This is a genomic window from Lujinxingia vulgaris (assembly GCF_007997005.1).
Taxonomy (GTDB): domain Bacteria; phylum Myxococcota_A; class Bradymonadia; order Bradymonadales; family Bradymonadaceae; genus Lujinxingia.
This window is the reverse complement of the sequence record NZ_VOSL01000054.1, coordinates 227,408-251,105: the sequence shown is the minus strand read 5'-3', so window position 1 is coordinate 251,105 and position 23,698 is coordinate 227,408. Positions and strand designations below refer to the sequence as shown.

The 23,698-nt window shown below is 65.9% G+C and carries 20 protein-coding genes; 9 read left to right on the top strand and 11 right to left on the bottom strand.

Annotated features, from left to right (window positions below):
- Positions 1-47: 47 nt before the first annotated feature.
- On the bottom strand, positions 48-1,037 hold the full coding sequence (locus FRC96_RS13540; protein ID WP_146975070.1) for a hypothetical protein: 990 nt from the start codon (positions 1,035-1,037) through the stop codon (positions 48-50).
- A gap of 115 nt (positions 1,038-1,152) precedes the next feature.
- On the opposite strand from FRC96_RS13540, the gene FRC96_RS13535 reads away from it, so the two are divergent.
- Positions 1,153-2,169, top strand: a complete 1,017-nt coding sequence (locus tag FRC96_RS13535; RefSeq protein WP_146975068.1) for a zinc-dependent alcohol dehydrogenase family protein — start codon at positions 1,153-1,155, stop codon at positions 2,167-2,169.
- Positions 2,170-2,198: 29 nt separating this feature from the next.
- Here FRC96_RS13535 and FRC96_RS13530 read toward each other — a convergent pair whose 3' ends face one another.
- Positions 2,199-3,962 carry an SLC13 family permease gene (locus FRC96_RS13530; protein WP_146975067.1) on the bottom strand — a complete coding sequence of 588 codons (1,764 nt, stop codon included), beginning with the start codon at positions 3,960-3,962 and terminating at the stop codon, positions 2,199-2,201.
- A 176-nt stretch (positions 3,963-4,138) separates the two neighbouring features.
- Between FRC96_RS13530 and FRC96_RS22670 the strand changes: the two genes are divergently transcribed.
- The 8 genes from FRC96_RS22670 to FRC96_RS13490 all read left to right on the top strand — a co-directional run bounded on the left by FRC96_RS22670 (position 4,139) and on the right by FRC96_RS13490 (position 12,430).
- Positions 4,139-5,389, top strand: coding sequence for a saccharopine dehydrogenase family protein (locus tag FRC96_RS22670; RefSeq protein WP_146975066.1), 1,251 nt, complete (start codon positions 4,139-4,141; stop codon positions 5,387-5,389).
- Between the two features lie 311 nt (positions 5,390-5,700).
- A complete protein-coding gene (locus tag FRC96_RS13520; protein ID WP_230470234.1) occupies positions 5,701-6,366 on the top strand; it encodes a TetR/AcrR family transcriptional regulator in 666 nt (221 codons plus the stop codon).
- Positions 6,363-7,196, top strand: a complete 834-nt coding sequence (locus FRC96_RS13515; protein WP_146975062.1) for an outer membrane lipoprotein-sorting protein — start codon at positions 6,363-6,365, stop codon at positions 7,194-7,196. Before FRC96_RS13520 ends, FRC96_RS13515 begins: the two co-directional genes overlap by 4 nt.
- On the top strand, positions 7,193-8,452 hold the full coding sequence (locus FRC96_RS13510; protein WP_146975060.1) for an ABC transporter permease: 1,260 nt from the start codon (positions 7,193-7,195) through the stop codon (positions 8,450-8,452). Before FRC96_RS13515 ends, FRC96_RS13510 begins: the two co-directional genes overlap by 4 nt.
- Before the next feature lie 2 nt (positions 8,453-8,454).
- Positions 8,455-9,687 carry an ABC transporter permease gene (locus tag FRC96_RS13505; RefSeq protein WP_230470233.1) on the top strand — a complete coding sequence of 411 codons (1,233 nt, stop codon included), beginning with the start codon at positions 8,455-8,457 and terminating at the stop codon, positions 9,685-9,687.
- On the top strand, positions 9,684-10,403 hold the full coding sequence (locus FRC96_RS13500; protein ID WP_146975057.1) for an ABC transporter ATP-binding protein: 720 nt from the start codon (positions 9,684-9,686) through the stop codon (positions 10,401-10,403). The genes FRC96_RS13505 and FRC96_RS13500 overlap by 4 nt, the downstream gene beginning before the upstream one ends.
- 59 nt (positions 10,404-10,462) lie before the next feature.
- A complete protein-coding gene (locus FRC96_RS13495) occupies positions 10,463-11,725 on the top strand; it encodes a hypothetical protein (RefSeq protein ID WP_146975055.1) in 1,263 nt (420 codons plus the stop codon).
- A 315-nt stretch (positions 11,726-12,040) separates the two neighbouring features.
- Positions 12,041-12,430 carry an STAS/SEC14 domain-containing protein gene (locus FRC96_RS13490; RefSeq protein ID WP_230470232.1) on the top strand — a complete coding sequence of 130 codons (390 nt, stop codon included), beginning with the start codon at positions 12,041-12,043 and terminating at the stop codon, positions 12,428-12,430.
- Between the two features lie 131 nt (positions 12,431-12,561).
- On the opposite strand, the gene argH is transcribed toward FRC96_RS13490, so the two are convergent.
- The 9 genes from argH to FRC96_RS13445 all read right to left on the bottom strand — a co-directional run bounded on the left by argH (position 12,562) and on the right by FRC96_RS13445 (position 23,600).
- On the bottom strand, positions 12,562-13,866 hold the full coding sequence (argH, locus tag FRC96_RS13485) for an argininosuccinate lyase (protein WP_146975052.1): 1,305 nt from the start codon (positions 13,864-13,866) through the stop codon (positions 12,562-12,564).
- The gene (argC, locus tag FRC96_RS13480) at positions 13,863-14,807 is read right to left on the bottom strand and encodes an N-acetyl-gamma-glutamyl-phosphate reductase (protein WP_146975050.1); all 945 of its coding nucleotides are present in this window, start codon (positions 14,805-14,807) and stop codon (positions 13,863-13,865) included. The genes argH and argC overlap by 4 nt, the downstream gene beginning before the upstream one ends.
- A 63-nt stretch (positions 14,808-14,870) precedes the next feature.
- Positions 14,871-16,196, bottom strand: a complete 1,326-nt coding sequence (locus tag FRC96_RS13475; RefSeq protein WP_146975048.1) for an acetylglutamate kinase — start codon at positions 16,194-16,196, stop codon at positions 14,871-14,873.
- Between the two features lie 276 nt (positions 16,197-16,472).
- Entirely contained in the window at positions 16,473-17,837 is a 1,365-nt protein-coding gene (locus tag FRC96_RS13470) for a hypothetical protein (protein WP_146975046.1), read from the bottom strand.
- A gap of 163 nt (positions 17,838-18,000) precedes the next feature.
- Positions 18,001-19,164, bottom strand: a complete 1,164-nt coding sequence (locus tag FRC96_RS13465; protein ID WP_146975044.1) for an acetylornithine deacetylase — start codon at positions 19,162-19,164, stop codon at positions 18,001-18,003.
- A gap of 3 nt (positions 19,165-19,167) precedes the next feature.
- Complete coding sequence (locus FRC96_RS13460; RefSeq protein WP_146975043.1) at positions 19,168-20,370, bottom strand: argininosuccinate synthase; 1,203 nt, start codon at positions 20,368-20,370, stop codon at positions 19,168-19,170.
- A 72-nt stretch (positions 20,371-20,442) separates the two neighbouring features.
- The gene (locus FRC96_RS13455; protein ID WP_146975041.1) at positions 20,443-21,441 is read right to left on the bottom strand and encodes an N-acetylornithine carbamoyltransferase; all 999 of its coding nucleotides are present in this window, start codon (positions 21,439-21,441) and stop codon (positions 20,443-20,445) included.
- A 78-nt stretch (positions 21,442-21,519) separates the two neighbouring features.
- Positions 21,520-22,353, bottom strand: a complete 834-nt coding sequence (locus tag FRC96_RS13450; RefSeq protein WP_146975039.1) for a PP2C family protein-serine/threonine phosphatase — start codon at positions 22,351-22,353, stop codon at positions 21,520-21,522.
- A 260-nt stretch (positions 22,354-22,613) separates the two neighbouring features.
- On the bottom strand, positions 22,614-23,600 hold the full coding sequence (locus FRC96_RS13445; protein ID WP_146975038.1) for a malate dehydrogenase: 987 nt from the start codon (positions 23,598-23,600) through the stop codon (positions 22,614-22,616).
- Positions 23,601-23,698 lie beyond the last annotated feature (98 nt).

The following is a 23,698-nucleotide window of genomic DNA, read 5'->3' as shown; positions in this document are numbered from 1 at the left end:
TCACACCGGGAGCGCCCGGGGCAAGCCCGAAGCGTCCCTTGAGCGGGTCAGCGCGAGCGTGCGGCGTGCACCAGAGTGTGGCCGGTGCGCGCGTCGCGCTGGAAGACCAGCGTCAGCCCCAGGTTGTCGGGCCCGGTGTAGCGGCGGGTGTGGCCGGTCTCGGGGAGCTCGAAGAACTCGGAGGCAAGGGCGATGGCGTCGCCCTCATCGGCCAGCGACCACCCGCGGGAGGGGAGCGCCTGGTCGTAGAAATGAATCAGCGTGTCGGCCGACGCCGGCGACGCGAAGGTCAGGTCGACCTGGTGGGCGCCGGGGTTCTCGTCGGCGAAACGGGTCAGGCGAGTGCAGCCCGGGCAGGCCGGCACAAGCTCGTCGAAGGCCTGGTGGTCAGCGTCGTTTCCGGGGACCATGCGGCTGTAGTCGAAGGCTTCGTCGCTCCAGGAGGCGACGACCTCGGTGTGGCGCCGGTCGGGATCGCGGGAGATCTCGATATAACGATGGGCCCGGAAGAGCTCGTGGGGGTTGTCCGTGCCCAGGTAGTCGTCGCGCAGCGCTTCGGGGGAGTCGGCGCGGTTCTTGGTGAGCACACCGGCCAGCGCGATATGGTCTGGCGAGATGGCGATGGGGCTCAGACCGCCCTGGAGGGCATTGAGGAGGCGAGCTTCTTCATCGGCGGGAGCGAGCGCGGTGAAGGTGTCCTGGTTGATGCCCTGGCGCACAAACTCGTCCTGGTAGTCCAGAAGAAGCTCCTGCGGGGTCTTCAACGAGGTCGTGGTCGAAAAGTAGACGGTGTTGCCGTTGAGGTCGTAGCGGCGAGGTTCGGGGTGGCCGAGTTTTTCGAGCGCAGTGTTAAAGCGTTCGGTGTTGGAGCGCTTAAAGGGGCTGAGCCAGGCGGTGTCGGCGTGGGAGCTCGCCACCTCCCCCTGCGGGGTGAAGACGCCGACCCCCCAGGCGATGGCGGCGACGCTGAGCGCGCAGCCGGTGATCTTGAGGGAGTTCCAGATCGTGCGATGGATGGAGCCGCTAGAAGTTGCCATCTCGTCCTCGCCAGGTCAGTTGGTGGACCTTAAGATGTAGGAGAGTGTAGTTACAACGATCGCTGCGCGCAATGGCGCGGAGTGTGTAAAAAGGTTGCGAGAGGAGAGGATGGGTATGCGAGCCTGGCAGATCGAAGGGGCGTTTGGGCTGGATCGGCTGACGATGGTGGAGGTGCCCTCGGAGCCGGTGCGCCGGGGGCAGGTGCGGCTGGCGATGCGGGCGGTCGGGCTCAACTTCAGGGATTTGATGATGATGCAGGGGCACTACAACCCGCGCCAGCCCCTGCCGCTGACGCCGTGTTCGGACGGGGTTGGCGAGGTGGTGGAGGTGGGAGAGGGCGTCGATGCGGCGTGGCTCGGGCGACGGGTCTCGCCGATCTTTGCGCAGGGGTGGCGAAGCGGTGCGCCGACCCGGGAGAAGTTGCGCACCACCCTGGGTGGGCCGCTGCCCGGCACGCTGCGCGAGGAGATGGTCTGCGATGTGGGGAGCGTGGTGGAGGTGCCCGATTATCTGAGTGACGCGGAGGCGGCGACGCTGGGGTGCGCCGGTGTGACGGCCTGGCACGCGGTGGTGGAGCAGGGGGGCGTGCGCGCCGGCGACGTGGTGCTCTGCCTGGGCACGGGGGGCGTGTCTGTGTTTGCCATGCAGTTTTCCCGGATGATGGGGGCGGAGGTGATCATGACGTCGAGCAGTGATGCGAAGCTCGAGCGGGTGAAGGAGCTCGGGGCGACGCAGGTTCTTAATTACCGCGAGACGCCGGCCTGGGGGCGTGCGGTGCGGGAGATGACGGGAGGGCGAGGCGTGGATGTGGTCGTGGAGGTGGGCGGGGCCGGGACGCTCAAAGAGTCGGTAGATGCGGTGCGGGTGGGGGGCACCATAGCGCTGATCGGCGTGCTGGCCGGCGGGGTGCAGGAGGTCAATGTGGTGCCGATCCTGATGCAGAACATCCGTGTGCAGGGGGTGATCGTGGGCGATGGCGAGATGTTCGAGAGGATGAATCGGGCCATGGCGCAGCATGAGCTGCGACCGGTGGTGGACCGAGTGGTGGGATTTGAGGATGCCGTGGAGGCTTTTGAGGTGATGAAGCGCGGTGGCCATCTCGGGAAGATCTGTGTGGCGATCACGCCCTGAGGCTCGAGCAAGGGGGCTGGAGGTCAGGCTCAGAGCGGCCAGTACCAGGGGATGACGAAGGCAGCCACGATCAGAAAGAGCAGGGAGAGGGGGATGCCCACGCGCACGAAGTCCATGTAGCGGTAGCCGCCGGCGCTGTAGACCATCACGTTGGTGTGGTAGCCGACCGGGGAGGCGAAGCTGGCCGAGGCGCCGAAGACGATGGCGAAGACAAAGGGGCGCGGGTCGACGCCGAGGCTGATGGCGGCGCTGACGGCGACCGGGGTGATGAGCACGGCGGTGGCCTGGTTGGAGATGATCGCGGTCATCGCCATGGTGATCAGAAAGAAGGTGGTGAGGATGACGCGGGGGCCGAAGTCACCGACGAGCGCCAGGGTGGCGTTTGCGAGCATGGTGACGCCGCCGGTCTTTTCGAGGGCGATGCCCAGGGGGATGAGGCCGCCGAGCAGGAAGATCACCTGCCAGTCGATGGCCTCGTAGGCCTCTTCGATGGAGATGACGCCGATGAGCACGACGAGCACCGCTGCGGCGCTGGCCAGGGTGACGATGGGGGCAACGCCAAAGGCGGCGAGCAGGATAACGGCCAGCAGGGCGGCGATGACCGGGAGGGTGAAGGCGTGTTTGAACTCCCAGAGGCCGATCTCCGAGACGACGATGAAGTCGGGGCTGTCCTGGAGGATGGGGACCTGGCCGGGCATGGCCTGAATCAGCAGGACGTCGCCGCCCTGGATGGGGACGTCGAGGAGCTGATCGACGACGGTGTCGGCCGAACGCCGCAGGGCCAGCACCCGCGCGGGGTGGTACCTGGCGAAACCCGACTCGCCGAGGCTGCGACCGACGACGGCGGCGTCGGGGGCAATGACGACCTCGATGAGCTCCATGGGTTGATGGTCTTCGGGTTCAGGCTGGGGGTCAGCGAGGGAGGTGACGCCGGGGGTGTCGAGCAGGTCTCGGACGACGGTGGCCGGCGCGGAGATGCGCAGGATGTCGCCGGGTTGCAGGGGGCGTTCTTCGGGAGCGTCGAGCACCTGATCGTCGCGAATCATGGCCAGGAGCGTGGCCTCGGTGCCCCCTAAGATGATGTGAGGGGCTTTGCCGATGTCGGGGTAGTCGGCGCTGAAGCGCAGCTCGGTGAGGTAGGGTTGGGTCTCGGAGTCGTCGCGGCGGTAGTCGGGGTTGTCGCGGTCGGGGAGGATGGCGCCGCCGACGGTGAGCATGTAGCCGGTGCCGGCGATCAGGAAGAGCAGGCCGACCAGGGTCATCTCGAACATGTTGATGGCCGGCTGGTTCAGATCGGTAAGAAGCCCGCTGATGAGGATGTTGGTGGAGGTACCCACCAGCGTGCAGGTGCCCCCGAAGATCGCGGCGAAGGAGAGGGGCATCATGATCTTGGAGGGGTTGATGCCGTTGGCCCGGCTGACGCCCAGGAGTACCGGGAGCATGATAGCGACCACGGCCACGTTGTTGATGAAGGCCGACATGGCCGCCACGCCCAGCATCATTGCCGCGGTGGCCAGGCGAGGATCGTAGGCGTAGAGGCGGCCCAGGTGGGTGGCGATGTGTTTGAGCGAGCCGGTGCGGTGGAGGGCGCGGCTGAGCACGAACATCGCGGCGATGGTGACGGTGGCCTCGTTGCTAAAGCCGCTTAAGCCTTCGGCGGGCGTGAGGATGCCGGTGGGAAGCAGCGCGGCCATGGTGAGCAGGGCGACCAGATCGACGCGCATGCGCTCGGTGACAAAGAGCACCAGAGCGACCAGGGTCAATAAGAAGACAAAGCTCAGCTCGAAGCTCATAAGTTCGTCGCCCACTGAGATAGAGGCTGCAGGGAGATCCCCCTGGATGTGATGAAGAACGAAGAAAAGGTGGGCGCAGCAGCCGACGTATCAAGGTGGGTTGTGACCGTAGGCGTGGCGAGGCAGGTTGAGTGAGAACGACGATGATCGGTGATGGCAACGCGAAGGAGGATGGGATGGTTTCGAGCGATCGCGAGTTTGATGTGGTGGTGTTTGGTGCGACCGGGTTTACCGGGCGTCTGGTGGCGCGTTATCTGGCGCAGCAGGGCGGGGCGCGCCGCTGGGCGGTGGCCGGGCGCAATGAGGCGAAGTTGCAGGCGCTGATCGCCGAGCTTGCCTCGGGGGGCGTGGCGCCGAGTGTTGTCGTGGCCGATGTCGGTGATGCGGAGAGTTTGAGGGCGATGGCCGCGCGCACCCGGGTGGTGTGCACGACGGTGGGGCCTTACGCGCTCTACGGGGAGGCGGTGGTCAAAGCGTGTGTGGAGGAGGGGGCGGATTATTGCGATTTGACCGGTGAGATGGACTGGGTGGCGGAGATGATCGAGCACTATCACGAGGCCGCCCGGAGCGCGGGGGTGCGCATTGTGCATAGCTGCGGGTTTGACTCGATTCCCAGCGATCTCGGGGTGTTGCGCCTGCAGCAGGAGGCGCAGCGGCGGTGGGAGGCGCCTGCGGGTCTGGCGAAGTTCTATTTGTGGGACGCCCGGGGCGGGTTTTCGGGCGGGACGGTAGCGAGCGCGGCGGAGACGGTGGAGCGGGCGTCGCGGGATGCGACGGTGCGGGAGCGTCTGGCCGATCCCTACGCGCTTTATCCGGCCGGGGAGGCGCCGGGCGCGGATCGGGCGCCGCAGGATCGGGCGCGTTTTGACCCGGCGATCGGGGCGTGGACGGGGCCCTTTATGATGGCGAGGGTCAACGAGAAGGTGGTCCGGCGTAGCAATGCGCTCCGGGGTTTTGAGTATGGACGTGATTTTCGTTACGGCGAAGTCGTCCGGCTGGGGCGCGGGGTCGGCGGGGCGGTGGGAGCGTGGTCGATGACCCTGGGGTTGGGAGGCCTTGTGGCGGGGCTTGCCTTTAAGCCGACGCGGGCGTTGCTGCGGCGCTTTGTGTTGCCGGCGGCCGGCGAGGGGCCCTCCGAGAAGACGATGGAGGAGGGACGCTTCTGTGTGAAGGTGTACGGCTGGAAAGATGTGGGGGCGATGAAGGCGGGAGAGGCCCCGCTGGTGGTGCGGGTGGAGGCGGACAAAGATCCGGGCTACGGGGCGACGGCGTTGATGCTCAGTGAGTCGGCGATGCTGCTGGCCGACGGGGAGGATGCGGTCGGCGATGCGGCGGTCGGGGGCGGCGTTTTGACCACAGCAGCTGCGCTGGGCGGCGCGTTGATCGAACGCCTGGAGGGGGCGGGGATGGTGTTTGAGGTGGAGTGACGCCAGAGGGGGGATGATGTGTGATCGCAATCAAGGGGGGGCATTGAGGGCTTGAGCCCTTCGTTCCTGACCGCGTGGCACGCGGATGTGCGCCGGCGTGGCACGCGCTCGAAGACGTGATGGGCGGTGAGGATCGGGCAGCTGATTTGTGCCGCTCTTGATTACGTATGAATTTATCTTATTATGACTAGACCAGCTGGTCGAACCGATTGGTTTGAATGGTTGGTTTAGAGCATGGCGAGCTAGACGTGGTGTTACATGCGTCGCCGGTCGGAGCGAACGCGAGAGCGTTGAGAGCAGGAGTAGAGAGCGTGGTCAGGACGCGTTTTGAGAATCTGGATGGGGAGCGCCAGGAGGAGATCCTGGAGGCGGCCGGTGAGGAGTTTGCCGAGCGCGGCTACGAATCGGCGTCGGTGAATCAGATCATTCGGCGGGCAAAGATCAGCAAGGGGTCGCTCTATTACTATTTTGAAGACAAAGCGGACCTCTTTGCGACGGTGTTTACGAAGGCCAGCGAGCGCTTCTTGAGCCGGGTGGGTGGGTTTGATGTGGAGGCGCTGACCGAGGAGACGTTCTGGTCGGAGATCGAGCGGATGGGGCGGTTGGGGTTGGAGGCGTTGCGTCGGGACAGCTGGTATGTGCGGCTGGTGCGCTCCTTGAAGCAGGGAGGGCCGGGAGGGCTTTCGGAGAAGGCGGCGGCGAAGATCCAGGCGTGGGGGGAGCGGCACACCGAGCGTGTGTTGGAGCGAGGGCAGCAGCTGGGGCTTGTGCGCGAGGACGTACCGATGGCCTGGCTTGTGACGATGACGATGGCGTTGGGAGAGGCCTCGGATCGATGGATGCTTGAGCATATCGATACGATGGAGGAGCGCGATGTGGAGGCGTTTTTGACGCGGGCGCTCGATGCGTACCGGCGCCTCTGGAGCCCTGATGAGGCGGTGGCGTGGGATGTCGATGCAGACGAGGAGAGGCGATGAGGGAGCGAGGCTCAAGGTGGCTGTGTGCGATGATGCTGGGGTTGATGGCAGCCTGGGCGCCTGCGGGGAGTGAGGCGAAGGCGCCGGAGGCCGGACGTGCGGATGCTGAGGCGGGAGAGGCTCCGGGAGAGGCGGCGGAGTTGCCGGAGCTGGGCGCGGTGCTTGAGCGGCTTGACCGCCTCTATATGGCCTCAAGCTCTCGGGGGCGGCTGAAGATGACGGTCGTCAATGAGCGGGGCTCCCGGGAGCTGGAGATCGAGCAATGGAGTCGGGGGCGCGATGAGGCGCTGATGGTGATTCGGTCGCCGGCGCGAGAGGCGGGCACCGCGACGTTGCGCTCTGAGGAGGGGCTCTGGAACTACGCGCCGCGTGCCGACCGCCTGATTCGCGTGCCGACGGGGATGTTGAGCGAGTCGTGGATGGGGAGTCACTTCTCCAACGACGATCTGATGCGCGAGACGAGCCTTGAAGACGACTACCATGCCGAGCTGCTGTGGGCGGAGCTTGATGGGGAGCGGGTGGTCCAGGTGGAGCTTCGGCCCAGAGAGGGGGCGCCGGTGGTCTGGGAGAAGGTGGTCTATGAGGTTGGCAGCGAGGATGGGCTTCCGCGCCGTGCCCGATTCTATTCGGGCGGAAAGGTGGAGCGGACGATGGAGTTCTCGGAGGTCGCGCAGATGGGAGGGCGCCGACTTCCGCGGGTGATGACGATGCGGCCCTCGGAGCCCGGGGAGTACACGCGGATGGAGTATCTGGAGATGGCCTTTGATGTGCCCGTGGATGCTTCAACGTTTACGCGGCAGGGCTTACGACGTGTGGCGAGGACGCGATGATCGTGCGCCTGGCACTGCGAAATCTATTGCGCAACCGGTGGCGCAGCGTGCTGACCTCGGGAGGGGTGGCGCTGGCGGTGGCGATGATGATCTGGACGGTGAGTTTTCTCGACGGGTGGATGGGCGCGATGGTGCGGGGGAGCACCGCCCTGGACTCGCTGCAGGTTCAGATCGAGCGCGCCGACTATGTGGAAGAGCCGGTGATCTACCGCTCCTTTGCCATGACGCCGCAGGGGTTGGAGCGCCTGCAGGGTGAAGCCGGGGTGGAGGCGGTGAGCGCTCGGGTGCGCCTCTTTGGACTGCTTGGCGATGAGCAGCGCTCGCAGGTCGCGCAGATCCTCGGTGTGGATCCGCAGCTTGAGGCGCAGGCCACGCCGGTGGAGGAGGCGGTGGTGCAGGGGCGCTGGTTGTCGGAGCAGGACATCGTCGATGGGCCCGGGGAGGTAGTGCTCGGGGATCGCCTGGCGCGTCAGCTCAAGGCCGAGGTGGGCGATGAGCTGGTGGTTTTTCTGGAGGCCGCCGACGGATCGCTGGGGAACGATGTGTTTGAGGTCGTCGGGGTGGTGCGCACCGGCACCACGATCATCGATCGGCAGGCGGCGTATGTGCATCTGGAGCGGGCGCGCTACCTGGGCGCGCTGGAGGGCCAGGTGCACGAGGTGGTGATTGGCGCCGCCGACCTCTCGCAGGCGCCGGCGCTGGCGCAGCGGCTCTCGCCGGTGATCGAAGAGATCGTCAACGATCAGGAGATGGCGGTGCGGCCCTGGCAGGAGGTCTTGCCGAGCATCGCGGAGATGGTGGAGCTGACCGGAAGCTCGAACGCGGTGATGTATCTGATCATCTACCTGGTGGCGAGTCTGGGCATTATGAACACCCAGCGCATGAGCGCGTTGGAGCGTCGCCGAGAGTTCGGGGTGTTGATGGCGATTGGGGTGAGCCCGCGGCGGCTCTTCTGGATCGTGGTGTTGGAGACGGTGGTGCTCGGGGTGATGGGAGCGCTGCTCGGGGTGCTGCTTGGCGCGGGCTTGAGCCTCTACCACGCCAGCGCCGGCCTGGACTTGTCGATCTTCTCGCCACAGACCTCCTTTAGCTACATGGGGGTCTCCTTTGACGAGCGGATTTACACGGCGGTGGAGCTGCGCACGATCGTGGAGCCGGCGGTGGTAATGGTTGTGGTGAGTCTATTATGCGGGCTGTGGCCGGCCACGCAGAGCGCGCGGGTGGCGATCGCACCGGCGATTTCGGGGAGGAGCTGAGGATGTGGAAGATCGCCTGGCGCAATCTTTGGAGAAATCGCACGAGGACGGTGATCATCGCCTCGGCGATCGCGTTCTCCTACGGGCTGATGCTGATCTCGATGGGGGTCAGCGCCGACAGCTACGCGAGGATGGAGGAGAAGGCCCGGGAGGCCACCGGGGGAAGTGTGCTGGTGCATGGCGCGGGCTGGTGGGAGGGGCAGGGCAGCGATGTGGTGGTGGCCGACCCGGAGCCGGTGATGACTCGCGCCGAGGCGATGCCCGAGGTTGAGGCGGTGATGCCGCGGGTGATCATCAACGGTCTGCTCTCCAGCGCCCGCGGCAATGAGGCGGTGCGTCTGAGCGGGGTTGTGCTGGAGCGGGAGCAGGCCCTGGCCGACCTGCGCGAGGACCTCGTGGCCGGGGAGTTTTTCTCCGAAGAGCTCGACTCGCCGGTGGTGATCAGCGAGGGGCTGGCGCAGCGTTTGAGTGTGGAGGTGGGCGATAAGGTGGTGTTGACGGCCTCGCGGGTCGACGGGGAGGTCACCCGGGCGCTCTTTTATGTCAGCGGGTTGCTCACAAGCGGCATGGCAGGGGAGGCCGACCTGCAGGCCTACGCGCCGCTCAAGCTCGCGCAGGAGGCGGTGGGCATGGGCGATGCGCTGACGCAGGTCGGCGTGCTTGTGAGCGCTGTGGAGGCGCAGAACGAGGTGATCGCGGCGTTGCAAAAGGTCGAAGGCGCGCAGGCCCTGGAGGTGTTGAGCTGGCAGCAGGCCGTCCCGGAGATGAGCGGGCTTCTGGAGTTCGATGCGGCGGTCAACGGGATCTATTTTGTGGTGATCTTTTTGATCGTGCTCTTTGCCATCGCCAACACCTTTTTGATGGCGGTGATGGAGCGGGTTCGGGAGTACGGCCTGCTCAGCGCGCTGGGTGTGGGGCCGGGGCAGGTCGGACGCCTCGTGATCTGGGAGGCGTTCTACCTGGCGCTGGTCGGGATGCTCGCCGGCCTGGTGCTGGGGCTTACGGGGCATCTGACGATCGCCTCGGTGGGGATCGATATGGCGGCGATGGGGGCGGGCGATATGGAGATGGCGGGCATCGCGATGAACGACCTGGTGGTGCGCAGTCATCTGGAGCCGGGGCGTTGGCTCCTGGCGTCGGCGATGGTGTTGGCCGTGGTGATGATCAGCGCGGTGTATCCGGCGGTGCGGGCGATGCGCCTGGCGCCGTCGCAGGCGATGAGGTTCTACGAATGAGTGATTCAGCAGCTGGCGAGGACGCACCCCTGATTGAGGTGCGGGATCTGGAGCGTATCTACCATCAGGGTGAGGTGGAGGTACGGGCGTTGCGGGGGATTAACCTGAAGGTGGAGCGCGGGGAGTTTACGGCCCTGGCCGGGCCCTCGGGCTCGGGAAAGACGACGCTGCTCAACATGATCGGTTGCCTCGACGATCCGAGCTCCGGGGAGGTGCGCATTGAGGGGGAGCGGGTCAGTGGGATGAGCCGGACGCAGGCCGCGGAGTATCGGCTGGGGCATATCGGCTTTGTGTTTCAGGCCTACAACCTCATCCCGGTGCTCACCGCCTGGGAAAACGCCGAGTTTGTGCTCTTGATGCAGGGGGTGAGCCGGGAGGAGCGTCACGCCATCCTCGACCCGCTCTTTGAGCGGGTGGGGCTGGCCGAATATAAAGATCGCAAACCTCACGAGATGAGCGGCGGGCAGCAGCAACGCGTCGCGGTGGTCCGAGCGCTGGGAAGTCGCCCGCGCATCGTGCTCGCGGATGAGCCCACGGCAAACCTCGACAGCGCGACGAGCGCTTCGCTGCTGGATTTGATGCTGGAGCTCAATCGGGAGCGCGGGGTGACCTTCGTGTTTTCAACCCACGACGAGATGGTCATCGAGCGCGCGCGGCGGGTGATCCGGCTCGACTCGGGACGGGTGGTGGCCGATGAGCGGGATGAGGGGGCGTGAGTCGATGCGGGGGCACGGGCCCGGGGGATGCGAGGGTGGGAATGAGGAGGAGGCGGCAGATGGATGGGAGATCTCGGGAGCGACGCGAAGGTGGAGGCTGGCGAACCCGGATGGGGGTTGTGACGCTGCTCTGCGTGGCGGCGGTGCTGCTGCCCGGGCGCGATGCGAGCGCCTGGGAGTTGTTGGAGGGGGAGGGCTACGGGTTGAGCCTGGGCGGCTATGTGCAGAGCGCCGGCGGGGTGGTGCGGCCGGGCATTGAGGGGGATGCCACCTACGGTGGTTTGCACGGTCAGGCGCTCCGACTGCAATGGCGAGCCAGCCTCGGGGGGGCGCTGATGGTGGAGTTTGATCAACGTCTGTTGTCGCGCGTGGTCTCGGGAGCCCTGCTTGAGGAGGGCGGAAGTTACGGCCTCGGAAGCAGCGTCACGCCGGCGCGCAGCGTGGACTGGGAGTGGGATCTGATCGATGAGCCCGGCGTGCGTCTGACCCACGACGTGGACCGGCTGGTGCTGCGTTATTTTGCGCCCTGGGGCGAGGTGGTGGTCGGGCGTCAGGCGATCACCTGGGGGCGCTCCATGCTCTTTCCGGTGGCCGATGTGTGGGCGCAGTTCAGCCCGCTGGAGCTCGATCAGACCGAGAAGCCCGGCGTCGACGCCGCGCGCGTGCTCGTCTACCCGGGCGCCGGGGTGGAGCTCGATATGGTGGTCTCGGATCGGGGGGGCTGGGAGGATGCTTCCTTTGGGTTGCGGGCGTCGCGCACCATGGGTGATGCGGATGTGTCGGTCGGCGGCGGGCGGTTCTGGAAGCGCGCCGCGCTCTTGTTCGGGGCGAGCTACGACTTCTCGTCGTGGAAAGCGCGGGCGCAGGGCTATGTGCCGCTGGAGCGCGATGCGCGCACCGGGTTTCGACCCAGGGTGACGCTCGGCGCGGATGTTCTGCGGCAGAGCTGGGTGGTGAGCGCGGAGTACCATTACAACGGCACAGGGGTCCGTGAGGCGGAGCGTTATCTTGAGCCGGCGGTTCAGGAGGCGCTTGCCCGCGGGGAGTCGTACTACCTGGGCAAGCACTACGCCGGCGCGATGGTGGGGTATCAGGGGGAGGGGCGGCTGCAGGCGAATGTGACGGCGCAGGTCAACCTGCTCGATGGCAGTGTGCTTGTGGGCCCCTCGGTTTTTTATGCGTTGTCGGATAACTCCGACGTGAGTTTCGGGGCGTTTGAGGGGATTGGCGAGCGCGTGAGCCTGATGCCGCAGCCGGAGATCGGCAGTGAATTCGGGGCTTACGGCGGGTTCTATTACGTGCAGTTTCGCGGGTTCTTCTGAGGGCCCACAATGCGGAAACGCGCGCGTGGTGAGGGCGCATTTGGCGCGTCCCGTTGGTGGGGCGCGGTGCGGGGCGTGGGGCCAAAAGGGAGGGGCCGGCGGGCCGGGGCGATTGGGACTCGCAACTCGGGAGGCGGCGCGTAGATTTTTTAGGGGTTGCGAGGGCCGGTGTGTCGAGGCGTCGTGTGGACCTGTGTTGCGACATGACCGGCGGTCGCCCCGGGCGCGGCCAGGCGGTGATGCGATGCCGTCTGGTCCAGGCGATGAGGTTCGCAACCCTGGATGGATCTGAGACAACCAGAACCTGGGGGAGACATGTTCGAATTGGACAATCCGAAGGGTGGCAACTTTGTGATCTTGCGCGTCGATGGTCGCGTTCAGGGGGAAGATTACGATCGTGTGATCCCGCGTCTGAAACGCTATTTCGGGGAGCACGGACAGCTCAACATGCTCGTGGTGGTGGAGTCGACCGAAGGGTTGGACGCATCGAACGTGTGGGAGGAGCTGGGGCTGTCCCAGCGCGAGCTGGCCTCGGTGATGCGCTTTGGGGTGGTGGGCGATGCGCGCGAAGACGCCTGGATCGGCCAGATGAGCGCGCCGCTGATGCATACCGAGGTGCGTTATTTCGATGTGGGTGAGGAGGAGTCGGCCGAGCGCTGGGTTCGCGCCGGGCGTGCGGCGGCGTCGCCCGGGGCGCAGGCCTGATAAGGGAGGCGCTGGCTCAAACCTGACCTCCACACTGACGAGGCGATGGCGCGCGTGGCGCCATCGTCTCGTCCTGATTCGAGACCGGGTCGCGGGGGGATCGGGCGAGTAGGTGGCCCCGGAGGGCGTCTTCAGGCCCCGGATGTCGCGAGGGCTTGAAGTCGCTCTCGGAGCTCATCCAGGCGCAGGTCAGCACAGCCACCGGGGGAGGTGCGGCTCTGCAGGCTCTCGGCCGGAGTGCGTGCGTTGAGCTGGTCGAGCTCGGCGCCCACCTGGCGGTAGGCGTCGCGGAAGGGCACGCCGGTGGTGGTGAGCTCGACGGCGCGGTCGGTGGCGTACATCGGGCCGGTGATGGCGTCTTTGAGGCGTCGCTCATCGAAGCTCAGCGCCTGAAGCAGCGGGGCGGTCAGGCCGAGCGCGGTGATGCCGCGGGTCAAGGCGCGCAGCACAGGACCCTTGGTATGCTGAAGATCGCGGTGGTAGCCGCTCGGAAGTGAGAGAAGCGAGAGGAGCTCATTGACCGCCCCGATCGCCGGGCTGGTCGCGGCTCGGAGCAGCTCCACCACGTCCGGGTTGCGCTTGTTCGGCATGATCGAGGAGCCGGTGGTGTAGGCGTCCGGAAGATCGACAAACGCAAACTCCTCGGTGGTAAAGAGGCTTAAGTCCCAGGCCAGGCGACGCAGGTCGAGCAGCGCTTGTAAGAGCGCCATCAAGGCCTGAAGTTCAAATTTTCCGCGGCTGTTCTGGGTGTAAATCGGGTTGATCTGCATGCGCGCAAAGCCCAGCTCCTCGCCGACGCCGCTGCGATCGAGGGGCAGGTTGACGCCGTAACCCGCGGCGGTGCCCAGGGGGTTGGCATTGAGCCAGCGCGCAGTGGATCGGGCGAGCTCCGCGTTGTCGAGGAAGGCCTCGGCGAAGCCGGCAAACCACATGCCCACCGAAGAGGGGACGGCGCGCTGCAGGTGGGTGTAGCCGGGCATCGGCGTGTCACGGTTCTGGTCGGCGCGCTCCAGGCACGCGCCGGCGATCGCCTGGCTGTGCTCGGCGATGCTGCCGAGCGCATCGCGCAAAAAGAGCCGCTGGGCGACGAGCACCTGGTCATTGCGGCTGCGGCCGGTGTGCACTTTTTTGCCCAACTCGCCGAGCTTTTCGGTGAGGTAGAACTCGATGGCGGAGTGGCCATCTTCAAAGCGGTCATTGAGCAGAAACTCGCCGGCCTCAAACGCGAGGTTTAGATCCTGGAGCGCGCCGGTGAGGGCGTCGACCTCCTCGCGGCTCAGAATATCGATGCGCCCCAGACCGCGAACGTGTGCGCTGCTGGCCTGGATGTCGTAGCGAAAGAGTTGGCGGTCGAGAATGACATCTTCGCCGGCGGTGAACGCCATCAGCTCGCGGTCGATGTCGGTTTGACCTTTGTCCCAGAGAGGCGTTGTCATGGGGAGACTCCTTCGAGCTCGGAAAAGCCCATGGCGAGGTTCAGGTTCTGCATCGCCTGGGTGGCGGCGCCTTTGAGCAGGTTGTCCAGCGTAGCGACCAGCGTCAGGCGCCCCTCAGAGGTGGTGGCGAAGCCGCCGATGTTCACGCGGTGGGTGTAGGCCGCGTCGCGCACAAGCGGGATGTCTTCGCTGACCGTGATGAGGGCCTCGCCCTGGTAGCGTGAGCGCGCCAGCGCGACAGCCTCTTCGGAGCTGAGCGGGCGAGTTAGCTCTGAAGTGATCGTCAGCGTGATGCCCCGAAAAAAGGGCGCCACATGCGGCATGAAGATCACCTGATGGGCAAGCTGGTGGCTGACTTCGCGCTCGTGAATGTGCCCGGTGAGCGCATAGGGGAGGAGGTTATCACGCAGCACCTCCGGGTCGTTTTTGGGCGAGGGCGTGGTGCCGGCGCCGCTGTAGCCTGAGACGCCGAAGACGCGCGGCGCGCTGGCAAGAAGATCGACATAGGGCAGGAGCGCGAGCTGCATGCCGGTGGCGTAGCATCCGGGGTTTGCGATGCGACGTGCCTTGGAAATGGCGTCGCGGTTGCGCTCGGGGAGCCCGTAGGTCCAGCCGGCGTCGAAGCGTCGGTCGGCGCTTAAGTCGATGATCACCGGCGAGGCGCCGGCGCGATCGATGGCCTCAACAAAGCGCGATGCCACGCCGTTAGGGAGCGCGAGGATGACGGCGTCGAGGTTAAGCGCAGCGACGTCTTCGGGGGCCAGCGCCTGGAAGTTCAGCCCCGCGGGAGCGTCGGCGATGTGGTCGATGACCGCTTCACCGTCGAGCTCTCGGGAGCTGACGCAGGCCAGCTCCACGCCCGAATGGCGAGCGAGCATGGGGATGAGTTGCGCGCCGGTGTGACCACGGGCGCCGATCAATCCGACGCGTTTTTTCTGCATATGCGGCTCGGGGTGTGGCGAGGAGGAGGCTTAAGGCGAGGGGGCGGCTGAGAGAGGTTGGGCTCAGGTGTCGGCCACGGCGTGCTCGAAGAAGGTCGCGGGCATCGCCAGGGCGATCTCGACGCAGCGCTTCATCTCTTCAAAGCTCTCCATCCCATACCAGAAGACCGTCCAGGGGCCCTCGCGGTAGGTGCCGTCGGACTCCTGGAAGTACCATGTGTTGATGGGATTTTCGGTACGCGCGCGCCAGAAGAGCTTGCTGTTCTCGCGCTTCATGCGCGCCCACAAGGATTGGCCGAGGCCCTCGCCCTGGGCTTTGCGGGTCACGCCGAACTTATCGAGGTAGGGAAGCCCCTCCTCCATCGTGAGGATGGCCGTGGCCCGGTAGGAGTCGGTCAAATAGATGCGATGAAAAGGCTTGAGCGAGAAGTAGTCTTCGGCCAGCTGGCGCTGGAAGCAGGCTTCAAGCAACTCGCGGATGCGTCCTGTGTCCAGGCCATCGAGGCTGGGGTGGCAGTGCACCGCCTCACCGCGGCGCACCAGCGTGCCCGAGCCGCGGTGGGTGAAGAGCTCTTTTGCGAGCTGCCCGGGGGTGGTGATGGAGACCGAGGAGGAGAGGGGGAGCTTGTCGAGGAGCTCCTTGATCTGCTGGAGCTTGAGGCGCATCCCGGAGTGAATCCAGTCTTGCTGCATCAGGCTCTCGAAGTCTTCGGTCAGGTTCACCGAGGGGATGATGCGGTCGTATTGATCGAGCAGCCCACCGGTGGGGGTGAGGAAGACGATCTTGAAGGGCTCAACGCGCAGAGCGAGCTCGCGGGCGGCCACATCGGCGTTGATGTTGACGATCTGGCCTGCGGGGGTCTCGCCGAGGCTGGAGAGGATGGGCAGGCACCCGCTGCGGATGGCCGAGACGATGGCCTCGGTGTGGATGCCGCGCACTTCGCCCACCAGCCCGAAACGTTCGTGGTCGAGGAGCTCGGCCTCGAAGACGCCGCTGGTGATGGGGCGGGCGTGGGTTCCCAGCGCTTCGAGGGCGTCGACGAGCTGGAGGTTCACATCGCGGAAGACCTTGCGGGCGACCTCAAGCGCATCTGGCGAGGTCACACGCATGCCGTCGATGCGCGGAGTCTCAATGCCGGCTTCGTCGAGCGCCTCGTTGAGCTGCGGCCCGCCGCCGAGCACGACGATAGGGAAGAGCCCCACCTGGTGCAGAAAGCTCAGAGAGCTGGCCAGCGCCTCCAGGTCGTGACGCAGCACCCCGCCGCCGACTTTGATGACGGCGAACTGCCTGGACTCCACGCTGGCAAACTGCTTGAGGTATTGCTCGACCTCTTTGCGGCTGCCGATATTCTGAAGAAGACGAACGATGGTGTTGCGGGTGTTCGGCATGGGAGGGCCTCGTCGTGCGGAGGGAGGGGCGCTGGCGGCGCGAGGGTAGTGCTCGAAGGCAGGGGATGCAACCGTGGCGAGCACAGGAAGTGAGGAAGCCTGAAGCCGTGGAGAAAACACCGCCGCGGGGAGCTCAGCGAAGGGCTTGATGGCGCATGGACAGGACGTCCGAGGGAGGGAGACGAGCATGGGGCATGAGGCGACGCATGCCCCTACCAGGGTGCGAGATCAGACGATGGGTCGCCAGGCGCGGGGCAGTCCTCGAAGCCGACGGGACTAGTTGAGGGGGTAGGAGGTCCAGCCCTCGGTCCACGGCGCGGCGCTCGGGGAGAACGCGCCGAGGAAAACCGCGGTCGGGTCGAACCCTTCCGGGGGGCGTTCCAGATCGCGGTCTGTGGTGTGTTCTGCGGCCGGGATCCAGGAGGGGTTGCCGAGGTTGTAGGGGTCGGAAAAGCCCGGGTCGAGGCCGAAGCGGTTGCCGGTCTCTTCGGCCTGGTAGGCGCTGTAGTCGCCCAGGGAGGGGAACTCATCGCCGGGAGCGTCGGGCTCGAAGTAGTCCTCGCCAGAGTCGCCCTGGTCGAAAAAGAGGGTGTTCTCGACGATGACGCGCCCTTCATTGGCGTGGGCGATGGATTCGGGGCCTTCGATATGCAGCCCGGCGCCGTCCTGACCGAGGACGATGCCGTGGGAGAGGGTGCCCAGACCGCCGAGCTTGAAATAGAGGCCGCGTTGGCCATCACCGTCGCGATTGAAGCCGATCACCGTGAAATTGTAGATGCGCGCGTCGGTCTGTGGTGAGGCGTCGGGATCTTCGGCGAGGTTCTCGATCTCGATGCCCTCGCGGCTGTTGATGTCTTGTTGAATGGCCAGAAACTGCGCCGTGCCGCGCCAGGCGGTGTCGAGGTCAATACCGTCATCCTGAGCGCGGGTGCTCACGGCGTAGCGCAGGTCGACGTTGCCGCCGAAGACGGCGATGCCGTCATCATCGCTCAAGTGGGTTTGCACATATTCGACGGTCGTCTCGCTGCCGCAGCCGGCCAGGGTGATGCCTTTGAGGGCTTTTTGTCCGTTGGAGAGCTCGGCGCCGCCAAACTCCACGCGCACGTAGCGCAGAGTGCCGCAATCCCAGGACTCGTCGCTGCCGCCGACGCTGGTGTCTTGTTCGCTATCGATGCGCAGATTGAAGTCGACGCGGTTGGTGGGGGCGCGGCCCACCATGGCGAGCCCGGCCCAGTCGCCGGCCAGGCGCTGCCCCACCGGCCTGGCGCTGGTGAAGACGATGGGCGCATCGCGTCGACCTTCGGCGATGAGTTTGGCGCCTTTGAGGGAGACCAGCCCGGCTCTGCGTTCGGCGAGAATGCGGGTGCCCGGCTCGATGGTGAGAGTCGCCGGGGCGACAATCATCACCAGGTCTTTGAGCAGGTAAGTGTTGTCCGCGGTCCAGACCGTGTCTTCGACGATGTGGTCGGTGATCTCAACACGTTCATTTTCTTTGCAAAGTCCGTCGAAGCACTGGCCGGTAGCGCCGCACTCATCGTCGCTGACGCACTGGTTCAACTCCAGCGCGAGTGAGCAGCTGGCGGAGAGCGCGGCGGCGATGGCGAGGGTCGACAGGCGTAGAAACGACGTTGCGGATGGCATCGATGTCACAGTCGGGCTCGCAGAGAGGGGACAATCCACTGGAACGAGGCCACGTTAGCGCTCCCCGGGTGCGGAGGCAACTTCTCTGCGGAGATGGGTGCCGGAGGTCGGGGCAGATGCGTGGGCGTCGTGCCGGGGAGGGCCTGGCGAGCCGACCGGAGGTTCAGGAGGTCGCCGGGCTCATGAGGCGTCGGTAGTGGGCGGCGACGTGCTTCAGGTTCTCCAGCGAGACAAACTCGTCGGCGGTGTGGGCCTGCGCGATGTCACCCGGTCCGAAGACAATGGCGGGCCAGCCGGCCTGGGAGAAGATCGCGGCCTCGGTCCAGAAGTCGACCGCAGGGCCAGCAGGTAACGCGTAGCGTTCGCAGACGTCGGTGGCGCGCTTGAGCAGGTCGAGCCCCCGGGGGCCGAACTCGGCCGGGAGTGAGGGGCCGACGAAGCCGTTGGTCCAGGTGACCGCGTCGTTTTCAGCCAGGGTCATAAAGGCCTCTGCGACGCCGCCCGGATCGTCTCCGGGGCGAGGACGAACGCCCCAGCGAAGAAAAGCCGAGGGGGCGACGATGTTGGGTTTTTTGCCGCCTTCGACGACCCCGACGTTGAAGCAATGGCCGCGCAGGTGTTGGGTGATCTCCCAGCCCCGCACCTCCGAGTTGGCTGGCTCGTGGGTGTCGCCGTCGCGTGCCTGCCGCGCATGTTCGACCGCCCGGGTGATCCAGCGCGCGGCGTTGTGCAGCGCGCTCTCCTCCAACGCGCGCGGGCCCGATGAGTGTCCGGCGCGACCATGAAACGTGCCGCTGAAGGTGCGGATGCCGCGGTGCGCGAGCACCGCGCGTACGCCGGTAGGCTCGGCCACCAACACCGCCTCATAGTCATGAGGCGCGCGCTCGCAGAACTCGCCGACGCAGCGCGATTGCCCGGCCTCTTCATCGCTGGTGAAGAGCAGCGCGCAGGGTCCCTCGCTTGACTGGGCTGCAGCGAGCAGCGCGGCTGCGGCCCCTTTGATGTCGCAGGCGCCCAGGCCAATGGCGCGTTCATCTTCGATGCGAAGGGTCCAGGGATCGGCGCTGTAGTCGGGGGCGGCCGGGACGGTATCCAGGTGCACATTGAAGAGAAGTTCGGGCTGGCCGCGCCTGGCATAAAGCCAGACGCAGCCCTCGCCCAGGTCGACCTCCTCGATGCTGAAGTCTCCGGGAGCCTCGTCGAGCGCGCTGCGGATGTAGGCGAAGATGCCTTCACCGGCGCGCATCTCACGCGGCGGGTTCGGGGTCTTAAAGCCGACCAGCGCGCGAAGATGCTCCAGAGTCTGCTCAAGGAGGTCGTTGGCCATCGCTCAGTCCTCGTCGCTGTTGACCAGCGCGTGCAGGGTCGAGCTCTGGCCCAGAAGTTTGATGAAGCCCTCGGCCTCGGTCACGTTCCAGTCGGCGGACTGGGCGTAGACCGCGCCGGCGCGTCGCAGGATGTGCGGCGAGTCGATCTTCACCGCGCTGACCTTGCCGCCCCAGGTCTCCAGGGTGACCGTGCCGTTGACGAAGATCTGCGAGCTCTCGATGTAGGCTTCGAGGTCGAACTTCAGCGGCTCGTAGAAGAAGCCTTTGTAGACGAGCTCCACCCATTTCTGGGCGACGACCGGCTTGAACTGGTTCTGGTAGCCGGTGGAGACGGCCTCTTCGAGCGCGCGGTGCGCAGCGAGCAGGCAGGTCAGACCGGGGGCTTCAAAGACGATGCGGCCCTTAAGTCCCACCGTGGTGTCGCCGGTGTAGTAGCCGCGGCCGACGCCGTAAGCGCCAAAGCGCTTATTAAGCACCGAGATGAGCTCGGGGCCGGCGATGGGCTCGCCGTCCAGAGCGACGGCGACGCCTTCTTCAAAGGTGATCGAGGCGCGCAGCGCCTCGCGGGGCCACTGGGAGGGGTGGGCGGTGAGCTGGTAGGTCTCATCGCCGGGGGCTTCCCACTCGTCGACCTCCGAGCCCGAGGTGGTCACGCCGAGCAGGTTCTCGTTGATGGTGTAGCGCGAGGCCTTGGCGCGGGTGGAGAAGCCGCGCTCTTCGAGGAAGGCTTTTTCGTACTCGCGCACGTTGCCGTGTTCCTGCTGGATGTCGCGGATGGGCGCCAGGATCTCAAAATCACCCAGGGTCTTGACGGTCAGGTCGAAGCGCACCTGGTCGTTGCCCATACCGGTGCAGCCGTGCGCGAACTTTTTGGTACCCAGCTCGCGGCAGAGTTGCAGGGACTTGCGCACAATGATGTAGCGATCGGAGCAGAGCAGCGGGTACTGCTGCTGGTAGATCTCACCGCCCTGCACCAGCGGCACCACGACCTCTTCCCAGATGTCATCGCCGCCATCGACGGTGTGGTGGGCGACCGCGCCAAGCTCGATGGCGCGCGCTTCGATGTAGGCGCGCTCTTCATCATCGACGCCGCCGGTGTCGACAAAGAGGGTGACCACGTCCAGGCCCTTCTCTTTGAGGTAGGGGACGCAGAAGCTGGTATCGAGGCCTCCGGAGAAGGCGAGTACGACGGTGTTGCTGGACATCTTGGGCTCCGTGGGGGCTGTGAGGCGCGCGCGTGGGGGAGGGCGCGATGTTACGGGGATGGTGGGGTGAGCTCAGCTGTTGATGAGGGTGCTCATCAGCGCTTTCTGAACGTGCAGGCGGTTCTCGGCTTCATCGATGACCAGGGAGTTGGGGCTGTCGATGACCTCGTCGGTGACTTTGACGTTGCGGCGACAGGGAAGGCAGTGGCTGAAGAGGCCATTGTCGGTGAGCGCCATCTTGTCGCTGTCGACGATGAAGTGTTTGTGGGCGTCGCGCACCGGCTTCTCCTCGTCCCATCGACCAAAGTAGGGGAGCGCGCCCCAGGATTTGGCGTAGACGACGTGGGCGCCGGAGTAGGCCTCTTCGATGTTGTGGGTCACCGTGAGGTTGCGGCCCTGATCGGAGGTGTACTGGCGCGCCAGCCCCATGTAGCGCTCATCGAGGATGTAGTCCTCGTTGGGGCAGAGCAGGGTGACGTCCATGCCGAACTTCGAGGCGATGAGCAGCGCGGAGTTGGCCACCGCGGTGTTCAGCGGTTTGGGATGGTAGGTCCAGGTGAGCACGAACTTCATGCCGTCGACCATGCCCAGGCGCTCCTGCAGGGTGAGCATCAGCGCGAGCTCCTGGCAGGGGTGGGTGATGGTCTCCATGTTGATGACGGGCACGGTGGCGTGCTTTGCAAACGCGTGAATGACGCGATCCTGTCGATCGACCTGCCAGTCTTCAAACTGCGGGAAGGCACGCACCGCGATCAGATCGCAATAACGCGAGAGCACGCGGGCGGCCTCGCGCACATGCTCCTCGGCGGTCTGGTCCATGGTCGAGCCGAGCTCAAACTCCATCGGCCAGGAGCCCTTGCCGGGCTCGAGCACCACGGCGTGGGCGCCCATCTGGTGGGCGCCGATGTCGAAGGAGGAGCGGGTGCGCAGCGAGGGGTTAAAGAAGATCAGCGCGATCGTCTTGTTGCGCAGGCGCGCCTGGTAGGGCTCCGCCTTGAGGTTGCGGGCGTCGTCGAGGATCGACTGCAGGCGGGGACGGCTCCAGTCGGCGGTGGTCAGAAAGTGTTGCATGCGCGCTCCATCATCGGCCGAGGGCGGCTTTGCGCCGCCGGTCAAGGTCGCGGATGGTAGGAGCAAAGCGCAGGCGGGTCAACGCCCCGGGGTGTGGGTCTCGACGAGCAGGGCGGTGAGGTTGTCGGGCGCGCCGCGGCTTAAGGTGAGCTGGGCGATCGCCTGGCAGGCGGCGCTCAAGTCGTCGGTGTGGTCGCGCAGCACCGCGGCCAGCTCGTCGTCGGAGAGCGCGTTGTGCACGCCGTCGGTCGTGGCCAGAAACATGTCGCCGGGCTCCAGCTGGGAGAAGGCCACGCTGACATCGACGCAGTACTGGCTGCCGACCGCGCGGGTGAGCACGTGTTTGTACGGGAAGTTGGCGATGAACTCGGCGGCGTCGGAAGACGTGATGTTATGGCGCTCCAGGGTCTCTTCGAGCAGGGAGTGGTCGCGGGTGAGGCGCTCCAGTCGCCCGTCGCGCATACGGTAGAGGCGGCTGTCGCCGACATGCGCCCAGTAGGCCCGGGTCTCATCAAAGGTCAACGCGACCAGGGTGGTGCCCATGCCGCGGTGGGCGCCGCGCTCGGCGGCTTCCTGGTAGACGGCGGCGTTGGCCAGCTTGATGCCGGCCACCAGGTTATGCTGCAGCGATCGACGATCCTGCGGGGTGCTCTCGATCATATCGCCCACCTCGTCGAAGTAGGCGGCCAGCGTCTCGATGGCGAGGGTGGCGGCGAGCTCCCCGCCCTCGTGACCGCCCATGCCGTCGGCGACGGCGTAGAGCCGGCGAGAGGGATGCAGCAGGTAGACGTCCTGATTGACGGTGCGGCGCATGCCGATGTCGGTGAGCGCCGCAAAGCGCAGCTCCCAGCCGGCGCTGCGGGCGCTATCTTGGGTGGATGCGGCGTGGGCGGCGGCCTGGGAGGTGTGCATGGCAGTCTCCGATGGAGCAAAAAGGGGGCGCACGCACGCGCACTCCGGCGCCTGAGATCATCCCCCCGGGATGTGATGGTCGGTCGAGAGAAACTTCAGAAAATCTAACCCCCATCTGCGCCGCGACCAGCGAGAACGTCCTCGCCATCGGGGTGAGCGTCGCCCAACAAAAACGCCCCCCACACCTGAAGGCGCAGGGGGCGTTGGCGATGGGCGCCGCCTCAATCGTGCTGGCGAGCGCGCATCGAGATGTCGCGAACTTATTTGAGCAGGTCGGCGACCACTTCGCGCTCCTCAACGAGCTGCGCTTCGGTGACCTTGAGCTTCTCTTTGGAGAAGTCGTTGAGCTCAATGCCCTGCACGATCTCGTAGCCGCCCTTGCCGTCGCAGCGCACCGGGAAGGAGTAGATCAGGCCTTCCTGCACGCCGTAGGAGCCGTCGGAGGGCACGGCCATGGCGTGGAAGTCGTCTTCGGGGGTGACGGTGAACCAGTCACGCACGTGGTCGATCAGCGCGTTGGCAGCGCTGGCCGCCGAGGAGGAGCCACGCGCCTTGATGATCGCCGCGCCGCGCTGCTGCACCGTCGAGATGAAGTCGCCCTTGAGCCAGTCGTGGTCGCTGATGACCTCGGTGGCCGGCTTGCCACCGATGGTGGCGTTGAAGAAGTCCGGGTACATCGTGTTGGAGTGGTTGCCCCAGATGCCCATCTTCTTGACGTCGGCCACGGCCACGCCGGCTTTGGTCGCCAGCTGGCTCTTGGCGCGGTTCTCATCGAGGCGCGTCATGGCGGTGAAGCGCTCGTTGGGAACGTCGGGGGCGCTGTGCATGGCGATCAGCGCGTTGGTGTTGCAGGGGTTGGCGACCACGGCCACGCGCACATCGTCGGCGGCGTTGTCGTTGATGGCCTTGCCCTGACCGGTGAAGATCGGGCCGTTGGCGCGGATCAGATCGGCGCGCTCCATGCCCGCCTTACGCGGCATCCCGCCCACGAGCAGTGCGAGGTTGGCGCCGTCGAAGCCCTTGTTGAGATCGTCGGTGAGGATCATGTCCTGCAAAAGCGGAAAAGCGCAGTCGTTGATCTCCATGGCCACCCCTTCCAGGGCTTGCATCGCCGGCGTGATCTCGATGAGCTGAAGGATCACCGGGGTGTCCTTGCCCAGCAGGTCGCCCGAGGCGATGCGGAAGAGCAGGGAGTAGTCGATCGAACCGGCAGCACCGGTGACAGCAACGCGGACAGGCTTCGTCATAAAAGAGCTCCTGATACAGCAGCAAGTTAAGGGTGAGGCGGGCCAAAAATAGACGCCGAAGGGGTAAGTCCTGACCACCCGGGTGTCAAGGCTGGCGC

Excerpts from the sequence above, each read along its gene's own strand:
- FRC96_RS13540 (WP_146975070.1), bottom strand. The coding sequence starts at position 1,037 with ATGGCAACTTCTAGCGGCTCCATCCATCGCACGATCTGGAACTCCCTC.
- FRC96_RS13535 (WP_146975068.1), top strand. The coding sequence starts at position 1,153 with ATGCGAGCCTGGCAGATCGAAGGGGCGTTTGGGCTGGATCGGCTGACG.
- FRC96_RS13530 (WP_146975067.1), bottom strand. The coding sequence starts at position 3,962 with ATGAGCTTCGAGCTGAGCTTTGTCTTCTTATTGACCCTGGTCGCTCTG.
- FRC96_RS22670 (WP_146975066.1), top strand. The coding sequence starts at position 4,139 with ATGGTTTCGAGCGATCGCGAGTTTGATGTGGTGGTGTTTGGTGCGACC.
- FRC96_RS13515 (WP_146975062.1), top strand. The coding sequence starts at position 6,363 with ATGAGGGAGCGAGGCTCAAGGTGGCTGTGTGCGATGATGCTGGGGTTG.
- FRC96_RS13510 (WP_146975060.1), top strand. The coding sequence starts at position 7,193 with ATGATCGTGCGCCTGGCACTGCGAAATCTATTGCGCAACCGGTGGCGC.
- FRC96_RS13505 (WP_230470233.1), top strand. The coding sequence starts at position 8,455 with ATGTGGAAGATCGCCTGGCGCAATCTTTGGAGAAATCGCACGAGGACG.
- FRC96_RS13500 (WP_146975057.1), top strand. The coding sequence starts at position 9,684 with ATGAGTGATTCAGCAGCTGGCGAGGACGCACCCCTGATTGAGGTGCGG.
- FRC96_RS13495 (WP_146975055.1), top strand. The coding sequence starts at position 10,463 with ATGGATGGGAGATCTCGGGAGCGACGCGAAGGTGGAGGCTGGCGAACC.
- FRC96_RS13490 (WP_230470232.1), top strand. The coding sequence starts at position 12,041 with ATGTTCGAATTGGACAATCCGAAGGGTGGCAACTTTGTGATCTTGCGC.
- argH (WP_146975052.1), bottom strand. The coding sequence starts at position 13,866 with ATGACAACGCCTCTCTGGGACAAAGGTCAAACCGACATCGACCGCGAG.
- argC (WP_146975050.1), bottom strand. The coding sequence starts at position 14,807 with ATGCAGAAAAAACGCGTCGGATTGATCGGCGCCCGTGGTCACACCGGC.
- FRC96_RS13475 (WP_146975048.1), bottom strand. The coding sequence starts at position 16,196 with ATGCCGAACACCCGCAACACCATCGTTCGTCTTCTTCAGAATATCGGC.
- FRC96_RS13470 (WP_146975046.1), bottom strand. The coding sequence starts at position 17,837 with ATGCCATCCGCAACGTCGTTTCTACGCCTGTCGACCCTCGCCATCGCC.
- FRC96_RS13465 (WP_146975044.1), bottom strand. The coding sequence starts at position 19,164 with ATGGCCAACGACCTCCTTGAGCAGACTCTGGAGCATCTTCGCGCGCTG.
- FRC96_RS13460 (WP_146975043.1), bottom strand. The coding sequence starts at position 20,370 with ATGTCCAGCAACACCGTCGTACTCGCCTTCTCCGGAGGCCTCGATACC.
- FRC96_RS13455 (WP_146975041.1), bottom strand. The coding sequence starts at position 21,441 with ATGCAACACTTTCTGACCACCGCCGACTGGAGCCGTCCCCGCCTGCAG.
- FRC96_RS13450 (WP_146975039.1), bottom strand. The coding sequence starts at position 22,353 with ATGCACACCTCCCAGGCCGCCGCCCACGCCGCATCCACCCAAGATAGC.
- FRC96_RS13445 (WP_146975038.1), bottom strand. The coding sequence starts at position 23,600 with ATGACGAAGCCTGTCCGCGTTGCTGTCACCGGTGCTGCCGGTTCGATC.